Below are 12,560 nucleotides of genomic sequence, written 5' to 3' on the forward strand. Positions count from 1 at the left end.
CGCCTTACGGCATCTCCACCGTCTCAGCTCGCATGATCTCCGCGAACGCGGCCACCAGGTAAGGCTCCAGCCGCCGCCCCGACAGCGTCAACAGGTACGCCAGCAGCACCGGCGCGTGCCAGGCCAGCAGCCGCGGATCGGGCCGGGGCGCCCCGTCCTCCTGCTGGTGCACGCCCAGCGCGCCCGTCAGCACCAGGACGAGGGTGTCGACGTCCAACTCATCGGTCCACGCGAGCGTGTCGCGTACGCACTGCTCCAGCACGTCCTGGACGTCCTCGCCGGCCAGCCCGTCCGGGTGCAGGTCCTCCAGCAGCGCCCGCACCACGCTGCCCAGCACCACCTCGACGTGCTCCGAGTCCGCCGCCGCGAGCCGGTCGGCCGCCTCCCGCAGCCCTTCGGCATCCCGCGCCCGCGCCGCGTCCACGGCGTCCACCGCCGCCTCGGCGATCCCCCTCGCCACCCCCGGCAACCGCCGCAGCTCCTGACCCACCATCCCCGCATACTCCCACGCCCCACCGACCCTCCCCACCCGCCGACTCGCCCACCGCTCCGTCCCACCGCTCCGTCCCACCGCTCCGTCCCACCCGCGCCGCCCCGCTTCGCGTCGCTCCGTGCGCCGCGCCGCGTCGCGCCTCGCGCCCTCTGCAATAGACGCTGGCCTATCACGTTGAAAATTCGGCGCTCGAATTCATCGTGATAGGCCAGCGTCTATGCGGGGTGGCGGTGGGCCGACCGGTCGGATCGACCCGCGGAGCACTCGCTACGGGTCAGCTCGGTTGGGTGGAGCGGAGGGAGATGGCCTTCAGGAAGATCTCGCCGATCTTGGCGGGGTCCTTGGCGGAGAAGACGCCGCCGCCGGTGACCTTGGTGATCTTGTTGAGGGGGTCGGTGCTGACCTCGCCGATGGTGAGGATGACGACCTGGATCGGGCGGGCCGGGTCGGCGATCTCCTTGAGCTTGGCCAGCAGCGCGGTCTCGGAGATGCCGTTCTTGTCGTCGTTGTCGCCGTCGGTCATCAGCACCACGGAGTTGACGCGGCCGGGATCCCAGTCCTTCTGCACCGTCTGGTACGCGGCGAGGATCGTGTCGTAGAGGCCCGTGTCACCGGTCGGCTTCGGCTGGATGGCGGCCAGCGTCGACAGCATCTTGGTGCGGTTGGCCGCCAGCGGGCCGATCGGCATCAGCTGCTTGTAGTCCTTGCTGCCGACCAGTTCGGTGGAGAAGGTCCACAGGCCGACCGCCCACGAGTCGTCGAACAGCCCCAGGCCGCGCCGCGCCGCCTCCAGGGTGACCTGGGCGCGGGTCGCGCCGCCCGCGGTGGCGACCTGCTGGAGCATCGAACCGGAGACGTCGATCACGGCGAGCATGCGCGCGGGCAGCGTCACGGCCACCCAGGTGGACAGCAGCCGCTCGACGGCGGCCGTGGTCGTCGCCGCGGTGGGCGAGGCGGACGGGGCCGGGGCGCCCATCACGTCGGGCGCGCCGCGCGGGGTCGTCGCGCCCGTGCCGAAGCCGCCGTCGGGACCGCGCAGGCCGACCTTGGCGAGCCGGTCGCGGAACGCCGGGCTCTGCAGCGCCTCCAGCAGGCGGGTCGCGGTGGCCTGGCGCGCGGGCTCGATGCCCGGCATGACGGCGTACGGGTAGTCCAGGGCGATCGGCGCGGGCTCCAGGTAGAGCCCGGCCAGCGGCACCGGCGGCTTCGCCGCGTTGTAGGCGATGACGGCCTGCTCGGACAGCGGGGCCGCGCCGAGCGCGGACGCGATCGCGGCGGGGTCGTTGGCCCGCGGGAACTTCGCCAGCAGGTCCTGGCGCAGCACGGAGCGGCCCGCGGCCAGGGTGCGCAGCGCGCCGGTGGTGGCCGCCTGGGCGTTGGGTGACGTGCTCGCCGCCGACGCCATGGCGAGCAGGCCGGACAGCCCGGCGGAGTCGCGGGTCGGCTCGACGATGCCGACGTGCAGCTTGGTGCCCGCGGTCATCTGCTGGAGCAGGGCGGGCCAGGTCAGCTTCGCCGACGGCCAGCCCAGGCCGGTCGCGGCCGGTTCCGGCATGGCGATCACGATCGGGCTGCGCGCGATCGAGGGCGCTTCCTGGACCGCGGTGTTGGGCGCGGCCGCACTGACCCGGGACAGCCAGGTCGCGGAGTCCGGGATCCACACGTCGGGCACCTGGGTGCTGCCGCTGGGCTGGCCGACGCCGGTCAGCGAGAGCCCGCGCAGCGCGGCCACGGCGGCCGCGACGTCGGCGGGGTCGGCCGCGGTCACCTGGACGGCGATGCAGGCCCCGTCGACCTCTGCCTTCTCGGCGGTCAGCGCCGAGGCCGTCTCCTGCAGCGCCGGCGCGAGCTCCGCGGGCGCGGCCACGGTCAGCGGCGCCTGTCCGGAACAGGCTGGGTCGGAGACCTGGCGATAGATGAGAAAGGCCCCGGAGACCACCAGCGCGACCGCGAAGACTGCGGCAATGGCGCTGGTGACGGGGTGGATACGGCGTACGTTGCGATGGCGGCCCGGCACAAGAAGCTATGTTTCGTCAACGTGAAGGCGTCTCGCCACATACGTTCGGACGAATGTTACCGAAGAGAAACTTCTCACACCGGCCTTCTGTACTGCCTGATCACCGCTAACCCGGCGGAAAGATCAGCCGTTACTCCTTCTGAAGGACAGGAATTCATCCCGTCCCGTCCCCTTCACCGGGACCTCAGGAGGTGCGCCGATGTGGGCGACGCGACAGCGAGACCCGGCCGTGCGGCCCGAGGACGATCCCGTGCCCGCCGCCGTCGAGGAGCTGCCGTACACCGACGCGCCGCGCCGCGCCCGGCACGGCGCTGACCTCGGGTCGGCCGAGCAGGCGGCGCTCGCCGAGTCCTACGACCGGCAGGTGCGCGGCGGGCGGCGGGCGTACGCCGAGCCCGGCGACGGGGGCGAGCCGTGGGACGGCGACCCGGCCGACACGGCGTCCTGGGATGAGCGGGCGGGCAGCGAGCTGACCCGGGCCCGGCTGCTGAGCTTCACGCCGTACCAGCCCAAGCGGGACCGGCTGTGCACCGACACCGCGTCGCTGCTGCGGCCGCTGGTCCGGGCGGGCATCATCGACACCTGGGCCACCGACCACAGCTACCCGGCACACCGGGCGTGGAAGCTGCTGCCGTCCCGGCTGGCGATGCCCCAGCAGCTCCCGCTGGACGGTTACGTCGAACCGGACGGCGGCATCACGCTGGTCCCGCTGCCCGAGGCCTACGACGAGCCGCCGCTGTGCATGCTCGACTGGGTCATCGACTGGACCGCCGCGGGCCGCCTGGACAGCCGCTGGTGGACCACCGCCGTACACGTCACGGCCTCCGCCGGCCTCCCACCCACCGGCACCCTGCGCCCCTTCCGGCCGTGATGATCGCCGTTTCGGGTCCGAACCTGGGCTCTGAGCCGAGGTATCGGCACGAAACGGCGATCATGGGCTCAGTGTGCGGCGGCCACCCACTCCGGTAGCGGTTCGCAGGCCTCCAGCCAGGTGGCGGGGGCCGCGGCGAGGCCGGTGCGGGCCGCCACGATGCCGCCGACGATGGCGCAGGTCGTGTCGATGTCGCCGCCGACCGAGGCCGTGGTCCAGAGGGCCTCGGGCAGGTCGTCGAGGTGGCGCGCGGCGCACCACACCGCGTACGGCACGGTGTCCGGCGCGGAGATGCGCAGGCCGCAGCCCACCTCACCGGCGACCCAGGACTGGTGCCGGTCGAACGGCAGCCGCGCGACCCGGCGCAGCCCGGCGGCGACCTCGCCGTCCGGGGTCCGCGCGAGCACGCCCCCGATCAGCTCACCCGGCGCGGTCCCGGCGACGGCCAGGGCGGCCGCGACGGCGACCGCGACCGCGCCCGCCACCGCCTCGGGGTGGGCGTGGGTGACCTCGGCCGAGGCACTGGCCTGCGCCACGACCAGGTCGAGGTCACCGCTGAACCAGGCGCCCAGCGGCGCGACACGCATCGCGGCCCCGTTGCCCCACGAGCCCTGGCCGCCGAACTGCCGCCCGGTGACCTCGCGCCAGTGCTCACCCTCGAAGATCGCGCGCAGCACCCCGTGCATCGACGGCCCGTAGTTGCGGTACGGGTCGGCGTCGTACGCGTTCGCGAACGCCGCCGCCAGCTCGTCCTGCCGTACCTCGCCGTGTTCGAGCAGCATGCGGGTCAGGGACAGGGCCATCGCGGTGTCGTCGGTCCACGGCCAGGGCCCGGAGCGGGCCTGCCGCTCGGAGACCAGCCACGCGAACTTGTCAGCGGGTTGGAAGAACCAGGTCTCGCCGAAGGCGTCACCCAGGGCCAGCCCGCGCAGCGAGCGCAGCGCCGCGGCGCGGTTCGGAGTCATCATTAGATGATCTCGTGCCCCACAACCGGATTCCGCAGCCCGATGGGCGGAGCGCTGGGCACGGGGTGGGTTCCGTGTGCGGGGGGTGAAGGGAGATGCTGGTCGGGTGGACATGACTCTGAACGACGTCAGCCGCCCCGGTCGCCTGGCCGAGCCTGATGAGGGCATCAGTGCCGAGGAGCTGGCGCTGGCCGCCCGCAACCACGGCATGCCGCTGGAGGCTCTGCGCTACGACGTGACCCCGGCTGGACTGCACTACCTGCTGATCCACTACGACATCCCGTACGCCGAGGAGGAGTCCTGGCGGATCGCCGTCGACGGGCTGGTGGACCGGCCACTGACGCTGGACCTGGCCGCGCTGCGGGCGATGCCGTCGCGCACGGTGCGGGTGACGATGGAGTGCGCGGGCAACGGCCGGGCCCGGCTGCTGCCCCGCCCGGTCAGCCAGCCGTGGCTGGTGGAGGCCGTCGGCACCGCGGAGTGGACGGGCGTGCCGCTACGTGACGTGCTGGCGGCGGCCGGGGTCGACCCGGCCGCGGTCGAGGTGGTGTTCACCGGCGCGGACCACGGGGTGGAGCGCGGGGTCGAGCAGGACTACCAGCGCAGCCTGGCGTTGGACGAGGCGCTCGGCGAGGACGTGCTGCTGGCGTACGCGATGAACGGCTCCTCGCTGCTGCCGCAGCATGGTTTCCCGGTGCGGCTGGTGGTGCCGGGCTGGTACGGCATGGCGCACGTGAAGTGGCTGCGCGGGATCACGCTGACCGACCGGCCGTTCGAGGGCTACCAGCAGGCGGTCGCCTACCGGGTGCGGCGCGACGCGGACGACCCGGGCGTGCCGGTGACCCGGATCGCGCCGCGGGCGCTGGTGGCCCCGCCCGGCTTCCCCGACTTCATGTCCCGCAACCGGGTGGTGCGCCCGGGTCCGGTGCTGGTGGAGGGGCGGGCCTGGTCGGGCCGGGCCCCGGTGACGTCGGTGGAGGTGAGTGTCGACGGCGGGCAGACCTGGTCGGCCGCCGACCTGGAGCCGGACACGGGTCACCGGTGGGCGTGGCGGCGCTTCACGTACGCCTGGGACGCGGTGCCGGGCAGCCACCTGCTGACCGCCCGCGCCGTCGACGCCCTGGGCGGCGAGCAGCCGATCGACCAGGCCTGGAACCGTGGCGGCTTCGCCAACAACGCGGTGCAGCAGATCCCCGTCGCCTGCCTGCACTGACCCTGCGACGAAGCAAGGGCGCCTTCTACAACGCCTGGCGTCAAGAGGGCGCCCTTCCTGCGAAATAGGTTGTTTCGCTGCTGGTGGGGGGTGGCGGGGCCGACACTGTTCGTGGATACGCCGATGGGAGGGGTTGTCTGTGGGCACGTGTGAGGTTTGCAAGAACGACTACTGGCTGTCGTTCGAGGTGCACACCGCGGGGGGTGCGGTGCACGTCTTCGACTCGTTCGAGTGCGCGGTGCACCTGCTCGCGCCGGTGTGTGAGCACTGCGCCTGCAAGATCATCGGGCACGGGGTCGAGGTGTCGGGGCACTTCTACTGCTGCGCGCACTGCGCCCGGTCGGCCGACGCGCGGGAGGGCTTCAAGATCCGGGACGCGGTGGGCGTGCATCCCGGCTAGGTCCGTGGTCCATGATCGTGAGCTCCGTTCTCGCCCGAAATATCGGCGCGAGCGGAGCTTTTTCCTTAAAACGGTATGAACTCGGGCGTTCAGTACCGCCGAATGGCGGATGTTTCGGGGTGGCCGGGTGCCGGATCGTGGAGGACACGGAAGCACCGTCGCCTCCCGGCCGCGAGAGCGGGTCGATCGGCGGCGGGTGCGCCCGCACCGGATCTTGACCGACGAGCCGCAGCTGGGAGATCGAGCATGTACGTCACCGCGGACCACGCGCTGTGCCTGATCGACCAGGCCCTGTCCACCGGCCGCGACGCCGGCTCGCTGCGCGCGGCGATCCGGGAGGCGTTCGCCAGCAACGCGCCCGTCGAACACATCGCCACCCGTGCCCGCACCTCCATCCATGACGTGATCACCGTCGTCAACGAGATGTACGCCGGACGCGCGGACCACTGACGTTCCTCGCACCCATCCCACCCCATCCCGGACACGGTGTGTCCCTGTCCCGCCCCCGCGGGAGAGCAGGGACGCCCCACGTTCGGCCCCATGGCGCCGCCTGGGACCTGCCTGAAGACTAGGCTTGTCCCATGGCGGCGCCTGTTTTCGTGGGCCGCGATCCCGAGGTCGGGCGCCTGCGCGCGATGGCCCGGGCGGCGGCCGCCGGAGCCGGTGCCGCCGTCCTCGTCGAGGGCGAACCCGGCATCGGCAAGACCAGCCTGCTCGACGCGGCCGCCGAGGAGTGCGGGCGGCTGGGCATGCGGGTCTGCCGCGGCGCGGCCGAGGACCTCGAACAGCGGCTGCCCTTCTCCGCCATCGGCGCGTGCCTCGGCCTGCTGGTCGTCACCGCCGACCCGGCTCAGGCCAAAGTCGCCCGGCTGCTGCGCGGCGAGGGCGCGCTGGCGCTGACCGTGGCCGCGGCCAACCACCAGCTCGCGGTCACCGAGGCGATCCTCGACCTGGTCGACGCCTGGTGCGCGGCGGGACCCGTGGCCGTGCTCGTCGACGACGTGCAGTGGGCCGACCCGGCCAGCCTGGTGGTGCTGCACCGGCTGGGCCGTGGCATCGAGGAGTACCCGCTGCTGGTGGCGGTGGCCGCCCGGCCCACCGGCCGGGCCGAGGCCGCCGGGCTGCTGCGCAGCCTGCGCTCGCGCGGGGCGGACCTGGTCGAGCTGACCGCCCTGCCGGACGACGCGGTGACCGCGCTGGTCACCGAGCGGCTGGGCGCACCACCCGGCCCACGGTTGGCCCGGCTGGCCGACGGCGCGGGCGGGCACCCGTTCTACCTCACCGAGCTGCTGGCCGCGCTGCAACGGGAGGGCCGGATCCGGGTGACCGGCGGCAGCGCCGAGCTGACCCCGGGCGTGGACGGTGCGGGGATGCCGCGCTCGCTGCTGGACATGGTCGTGCGGCGGCTGGCCTTCCTGCCCCGCAAGGAGCGCGAGACGCTGCGGCAGGCCGCCGTGCTGGGCCGCGCCATCGACGTGCCCGAACTGGCGGCGGTGCTGGACATGCCGGTGATGGCGCTGTCGGAGGTGATGTTCGCGGCGCTGGACGCCGGGGTGGTCGTCGACGCCGGGCCGCACCTGGAGTTCCGCCACGCGCTGATCCGCCAGGCGCTCAGCGACGGCGTACCCGAGCAGATGCGCACCGCCCTGCACCTGCGCGCCGGGCAGGTGCTCACCGCGTCCGGAGCCCCGGTGGAGCGGGTCGCCGAACACCTGGTCGCGGGCACCACCCTGGACGCCGCGACGCTGGACTGGCTGGTGTCCTCGGCCGACGAGCTGATCACCCGCGCGCCGGGCGCGGCCGTGCGGCTGCTGCGCCGGGCGCTGGCGGCGGTCGCCGACGACCGCGCCGCCGAGCTGCGGTTCCACCTGGTGCGGGCGCTGATCTGGGAGAGCAGCCTGCCCGAGGCGGAGTGGGAGGCCCGCGAGGCGATCGGCCGCGACCCGGACCCGCAGCGGCGCGGCGCCCTCTACTGGCTGCTGATGGACGCGCTGTTCCGGCAGGGGCGGCAGGCCGAGGCGGTGCAGGTCGCGACGGTGGCGCTGGCCGCCGCCGACCTGCCGGCGGCCGACGTCGGGCGCTTCCACGGGTTCTGCGCCAAGTGCCGGTTCTTCCTGCGCCAGCACGAGGCCGCGGCGTCGGCGGCCGCGCTGGCGATCGAGCACGGCACCCGGGCCGATGACGGGTACGCGGTGGGGCTGGGCAGGCTGGTGCAGGGTGGGCTGCGGTTCGTCGAGGGCGACGTGGTGCGCGGCCTGGCGCTGAGCGAGCAGGCCATCGCCGACCTGGGCCACAGCGTGCTGCCCGACATGCCCGCGGGCCAGTCCGTGCTGCGCGGCTACTGCCTGCTGCAACTCGACCGGCTCGACGAGGCCGAGCGGGTGCTGGCCGACGCGCTGGAGAGCAACCAGCGCTACGGCGGGCCGTACCTGACGCTGGTCCACGCGCTGCGTGCGCAGCTGCGCTTCCTCACCGGGGCCTGGGACGACGCGCGCGCCGAGATCGAGGCGGGGCTGGAGTATCCCGATCCGCTGGGCGACGAGCCGTGGCTGCGCGGCCTGGGCAGGCTCATCGCGATCCACCGCGGCGAGCCGCAGCCCGGGGCCACCATCGTGGCGCAGGGGCAGGGCGGCTCCGCCGAGGCGCAGTACGTCTACCTCGACACCTGGGCGCGGGTGCTGCAGGAGGAGCCCGCGCGGGCGAAGCACAGCCTGGACCTGCTCTACCCGTTCTGGGAACACGCCTCCGCGCTGGAACACCTGCCGCACCGGGTGATGTACCACCTCTGCCCCGACCTGGCCCGGCTGGCCGCCACGGCGGGGGACCGGGAGCGCGCCGCGGCGCTGGTCGCCAAGACCGAGGAGCTGGCCGCCGCGCAGCCCGCGCTGAGCCTGACGGCGACCGCGCTGCTGTGCCGGGGCCTCGCCGAGGATGACGCCGACCTGCTGCTGTCGGCCGCCGCGTCCTACCGCGACTGCGGCTGGCGGCTGTACCAGGCTCAGGCCGACGAGGACGCCGCGGTGGCCCTGGCCGCGCGGGGCGACCTCGACCTGGCGCGGGCGGCGCTGACCCGGGCACTGGACCTCTATACCGCGATGGACGCCAGCCGCGACATCTTCCGCGCCGACGCGCGGCTGCGCCGCCTGGGCGTACGCCGTGGCCGCCAGGGCCCGCGCAAGCGCCCCAAGCACGGCTGGGACGCGCTCACCCAGACCGAGCACCGGGTCGCGCTGCTGGTCGCCTCGGGCATGTCCAACCCCGACATCGCGGCGCGGCTGTTCCTGTCCCGGCGCACCGTGCAGTCACACGTGTCGAGCATCCTCGCCAAACTCGGCGTCCACTCCCGCGTCGAGCTCGCCGTCAGCGCCCACCAGCGCACCGGCCCGGCTTCAGGACCAGCGCAGGCGTAGGGGCAGGACGCGGGCCCCGGTCATGATGCGCGGGTCGTAGAGTTCCACGCCGTCGTCGACGGCCAGGTCGGGGCAGCGCCGCAGCAGGGTCTGCACGGCGATGCGGCCTTCGAGGCGGGCCAGCGGCGCGCCGATGCAGAAGTGGATGCCGTGGCCGAAGCTCAGGTGCGGGTTCGGCGTACGCGTGAGGTCGAAGGTGTCCGGCTCGGCGAACTGGGCGGCGTCCCGGTTGGCCGAGGCGACCCACAGCATCAGCACCTTGCCCGCGGGCACCTGCCGGTCGCCGACCTGGGTGTCGGTGGTGGTGAGCCGGGCCAGCCGGGGGAACGGCGAGCGGTAGCGCAGCACCTCCTCCAGCGCGGCCGGGATGCGCTCGGGGTCGGCGCGCAGTGCCGCGGCGGCACCGGGGTTGGCGTCCAGGCAGAGCAAAGTGTTGGTGAGCAGCGTGGTGGTGGTGATGTGCCCGGCGATGAGCAGCACGCCGAGGAAGCCGACGATCTCCTCGTCGGTGAGGCGTGCGCCGTCGACCTCGGCTTCGATCAGCGCGTTGGTGAGGTCGTCGGCGGGAGACGCGCGGCGCTGCCGGATGTGCGCCAGCAGGTAGTCGATCATGCCGCGCAGCCGGGCTCCGGCCTGCTGCATCGTCTTCTCGTCCGGGATCACGGTCTCCGGCACCTGCGCGCTGAGCAGTCCGTCGGCCCAGCGGCGGAAGGTGTCGCGGTCAGCGGCGGGCACGCCGATGAGTTCGGCGATCACGGTGACCGGCAGCGGGTAGGCCAGCGCCTGCACCAGGTCGGCGCGGTCCTGCCCGGCCACCTGGTCGAGCAGCTCGTTGGTGATCGTCTCGATGCGCGGGGCCAGCCCGGCGACGACGCGCGGGGTGAACGCCCTGCTCACGATGCGGCGCATCGTGGTGTGCTGGGGCGGGTCCATGCGTACGAAGTTGCCCCGGCTGAACAGGTCGACCTCCTCCTGCGGCGGGACCAGCCCGGTCAGGTCGGAGGAGAAGACCGCGGGGTCGGACAGCACCCTGGCGATGTCGGCGTACCGGAAGACGTGGTAGGCGCCGTAGCGCTCGTCCCAGCTGACCGGGTCGTCCTCGCGCATCCGCGCGTACCAGTCGAGAACGTCGTCCCATCGTCCGGGCACCTCGGCGAAGCCCGTGCTCCTGTCGACCGCCACCACAGCCATCACTCCCCGTCGATAACTTTGTCATCTTAGCGGGGTATCACGGGTGATTTGACGGATTTTACTATCCAGGCTGGTTGGTCCGGTTTCCGCATGCTTTTCGTCGGCGGTGGGGCGGTGTGCCAGGCCGTCCGGTGCCGTCACATTAACGACTCGGGGAACCAGGCTTACCATTTGTGTCGGTCGATTTATAACGGGCTGCTGGCAGGTGGATTGCGTACACGCATACGGGCCGTGGAGATCGGAACGATCGTGAGTCGTAAATGGAAGATCCGATGACAAACACTGTCCGTGTGGTCATTCCTCACCCCTTGTTATATCGGCGGAGTTCATCGTACGATCGGCCGTCTGGCACGGGGGGGTCCGGTTGTCAGGCAACAACTTCTGGCAGGTGAAGGACTCAGCGAGGCTCGTCGTGGACGAGGGGGGCGCATGATTCCGTACAGCCGAAGAGGACGGTCGGCCGCCGCCGTGGCCCTGTCGGCCGCTGTCTCTTGTCTGGCGCTCGCCGCGTGCTCGGCCGAGGTGCCGCAGCCCGCGGCGCTGCCGACGCACGCTGTGACCAAGCCGTCTCCGGGACCGGCGCTCAGCGGCGACCAGCAGCGCACCGTCGACACCGCCTGGACGTCCTTCGAGAAGCTCAACGGCATCTACCTCAAAGCGGTCCAGACCGGCAGGTACGACTGGAACAAGGACGCCACCCGCCGCCCGCTCTACCGGTACGCCGGTGGCCGCTACATGGCCCTGCTGGAGCGCGACCTCGGGCTGCTGTCCGAGCAGGGCCTGATACGCACCGGAACACCCACCGTCACGCTGCGCCGGGTCGTCTCGGTCAGCGCCACCTCGATCGTCGTGGAGGCCTGCGTGGACGACGCCGGCACGGACACCGTCAACAAGAAGACCCGCAAATCCGTCGCGGCCCCGGGGCAGAACAAGCGCTACCCGGTGACCCTGCGCGCCGGGCTCTACCCCGACAGCGTCTGGCGCTGGGTGGACTCGCACACCGACCGGGCGGCGTCATGCTGACCCGGCCCCGCGCGCTGCTGGCCGCGCTCGCCACCGTCGTGTGCACGCTGGCGCTGACCCTGGTCGTGCAGAGCCCGGCCCACGCCGACTACATCTACTGCCCGCCGAACAACGGCCCCTGCATCCTCGTCGTCACCGGTGGCGGCGGGGGAGGCGGCGGTGGTGGCGGCGGCGGAGGCGGCGGTGACGGCATCGACTGCGAGCACGAGGACCTCGGCCCGATCCCCTGCCACGACCTGAGCATGGGCTGGTTCAACCACACCGACAGCTGCTACTACAACCGCCTGGACCTGACCGCCGACGACCCGCTGTGGGGCGGCAACGACCCCGCCGACGGCTTCATGTACGCGGTCTGGTGCTGGGGCGGCCTGTCGGCGGGCTGGCAGCAGGGCAGCACCGAATACCTGGAGGACCCGCCGCCGGGATACGGCGCGATGCCCTCGCCGATGGCGCTGGCCGTGCGGGCGATCAGGGCTATGCCGATCACCAAACCGCAGATCACCATGGTGCCCGAGATCGCCGCCGGGAGCGCGGGCCTGGTCGGCCTGCCGGTCTGGATGTGGACCCCGGCGGTCACCGCGACGGGCGACCTCGCCTGGGGCACGGTCACGCGGGATGCGGAGGTGCCCGGACTGCGCGTGATCGCCACCGCCGTCTCCACGCAGATCCGCTGGAGCATGGGCGACGGGGCCACGGTGGTGTGCCGGTCGCCGGGCACCGCATACGACCCCGCCCGGGGCAACGAGCCGTCGCCGACGTGCGGGCACCGGTACACCGAGCCCTCCCGCGGTGAGGAAGGCGGCGTTTACCACATCACCGCCGTCACCACCTGGCACGTCGAGTGGCGCGTGGCCGGCGGCGGCGCGAGCGGCGACATCGACATCGAGCGGTCCGCGACGGCCCAGGTCCGGATCGACGAGATGCAGGTAGTGAACTCATGAACCGGCGGCACGGCGGCCGGAGTGTCGAGAAACGAG

General features: G+C 72.8%; 11 protein-coding genes. 7 read left to right on the top strand and 4 right to left on the bottom strand.

Features of this window, described 5'->3' with window-relative positions; all coding sequences use genetic code 11:
• Window positions 1-4 precede the first annotated feature (4 nt).
• Both HAV40_RS25175 and HAV40_RS25180 read right to left on the bottom strand, forming a co-directional pair.
• Window positions 5-493, bottom strand: a complete 489-nt coding sequence (locus HAV40_RS25175; RefSeq protein ID WP_166385379.1) for a hypothetical protein — start codon at window positions 491-493, stop codon at window positions 5-7.
• A 274-nt stretch (window positions 494-767) separates the two neighbouring features.
• Window positions 768-2,510 (bottom strand): VWA domain-containing protein, encoded by a 1,743-nt coding sequence (locus HAV40_RS25180; protein ID WP_239086646.1) that lies wholly within the window; start codon window positions 2,508-2,510, stop codon window positions 768-770.
• Between the two features lie 199 nt (window positions 2,511-2,709).
• Here HAV40_RS25180 and HAV40_RS25185 point away from each other — a divergent pair, with 199 nt between their 5' ends.
• Complete coding sequence (locus HAV40_RS25185; RefSeq protein WP_166385381.1) at window positions 2,710-3,381, top strand: hypothetical protein; 672 nt, start codon at window positions 2,710-2,712, stop codon at window positions 3,379-3,381.
• Between the two features lie 68 nt (window positions 3,382-3,449).
• On the opposite strand, the gene HAV40_RS25190 is transcribed toward HAV40_RS25185, so the two are convergent.
• Window positions 3,450-4,346 carry an ADP-ribosylglycohydrolase family protein gene (locus HAV40_RS25190; RefSeq protein WP_239086651.1) on the bottom strand — a complete coding sequence of 299 codons (897 nt, stop codon included), beginning with the start codon at window positions 4,344-4,346 and terminating at the stop codon, window positions 3,450-3,452.
• A 112-nt stretch (window positions 4,347-4,458) separates the two neighbouring features.
• On the opposite strand from HAV40_RS25190, the gene HAV40_RS25195 reads away from it, so the two are divergent.
• From HAV40_RS25195 to HAV40_RS25210, 4 genes are all read left to right on the top strand, one after another.
• Entirely contained in the window at window positions 4,459-5,559 is a 1,101-nt protein-coding gene (locus tag HAV40_RS25195) for a sulfite oxidase (protein WP_166385703.1), read from the top strand.
• A gap of 139 nt (window positions 5,560-5,698) precedes the next feature.
• Complete coding sequence (locus HAV40_RS25200; RefSeq protein WP_155372406.1) at window positions 5,699-5,959, top strand: Prokaryotic metallothionein; 261 nt, start codon at window positions 5,699-5,701, stop codon at window positions 5,957-5,959.
• 246 nt (window positions 5,960-6,205) lie between these two features.
• Window positions 6,206-6,409, top strand: coding sequence for a hypothetical protein (locus tag HAV40_RS25205; protein ID WP_166385385.1), 204 nt, complete (start codon window positions 6,206-6,208; stop codon window positions 6,407-6,409).
• A gap of 131 nt (window positions 6,410-6,540) precedes the next feature.
• Complete coding sequence (locus HAV40_RS25210; RefSeq protein WP_166385387.1) at window positions 6,541-9,369, top strand: helix-turn-helix transcriptional regulator; 2,829 nt, start codon at window positions 6,541-6,543, stop codon at window positions 9,367-9,369.
• Here HAV40_RS25210 and HAV40_RS25215 read toward each other — a convergent pair.
• The gene (locus HAV40_RS25215) at window positions 9,349-10,551 is read right to left on the bottom strand and encodes a cytochrome P450 (RefSeq protein ID WP_203671579.1); all 1,203 of its coding nucleotides are present in this window, start codon (window positions 10,549-10,551) and stop codon (window positions 9,349-9,351) included. The genes HAV40_RS25210 and HAV40_RS25215 overlap by 21 nt on opposite strands.
• Before the next feature lie 438 nt (window positions 10,552-10,989).
• Between HAV40_RS25215 and HAV40_RS25220 the strand changes: the two genes are divergently transcribed.
• Together HAV40_RS25220 and HAV40_RS25225 are read left to right on the top strand one after the other, a co-directional pair.
• Complete coding sequence (locus HAV40_RS25220) at window positions 10,990-11,583, top strand: hypothetical protein (protein WP_166385389.1); 594 nt, start codon at window positions 10,990-10,992, stop codon at window positions 11,581-11,583.
• Window positions 11,577-12,524 carry a hypothetical protein gene (locus HAV40_RS25225; protein ID WP_166385391.1) on the top strand — a complete coding sequence of 316 codons (948 nt, stop codon included), beginning with the start codon at window positions 11,577-11,579 and terminating at the stop codon, window positions 12,522-12,524. Before HAV40_RS25220 ends, HAV40_RS25225 begins: the two co-directional genes overlap by 7 nt.
• The last annotated feature ends 36 nt before the right edge of the window (window positions 12,525-12,560 follow it).

Origin of the sequence: Catellatospora methionotrophica, assembly GCF_011297335.1 — a bacterium.
Lineage (GTDB): Bacteria > Actinomycetota > Actinomycetes > Mycobacteriales > Micromonosporaceae > Catellatospora > Catellatospora methionotrophica.

Coding starts and splice junctions, on each gene's coding strand:
- HAV40_RS25175 (WP_166385379.1), bottom strand. CDS start 493: ATGGTGGGTCAGGAGCTGCGGCGGTTGCCGGGGGTGGCGAGGGGGATC.
- HAV40_RS25185 (WP_166385381.1), top strand. CDS start 2,710: ATGTGGGCGACGCGACAGCGAGACCCGGCCGTGCGGCCCGAGGACGAT.
- HAV40_RS25190 (WP_239086651.1), bottom strand. CDS start 4,346: ATGACTCCGAACCGCGCCGCGGCGCTGCGCTCGCTGCGCGGGCTGGCC.
- HAV40_RS25195 (WP_166385703.1), top strand. CDS start 4,459: ATGACTCTGAACGACGTCAGCCGCCCCGGTCGCCTGGCCGAGCCTGAT.
- HAV40_RS25205 (WP_166385385.1), top strand. CDS start 6,206: ATGTACGTCACCGCGGACCACGCGCTGTGCCTGATCGACCAGGCCCTG.
- HAV40_RS25210 (WP_166385387.1), top strand. CDS start 6,541: ATGGCGGCGCCTGTTTTCGTGGGCCGCGATCCCGAGGTCGGGCGCCTG.
- HAV40_RS25220 (WP_166385389.1), top strand. CDS start 10,990: ATGATTCCGTACAGCCGAAGAGGACGGTCGGCCGCCGCCGTGGCCCTG.
- HAV40_RS25225 (WP_166385391.1), top strand. CDS start 11,577: ATGCTGACCCGGCCCCGCGCGCTGCTGGCCGCGCTCGCCACCGTCGTG.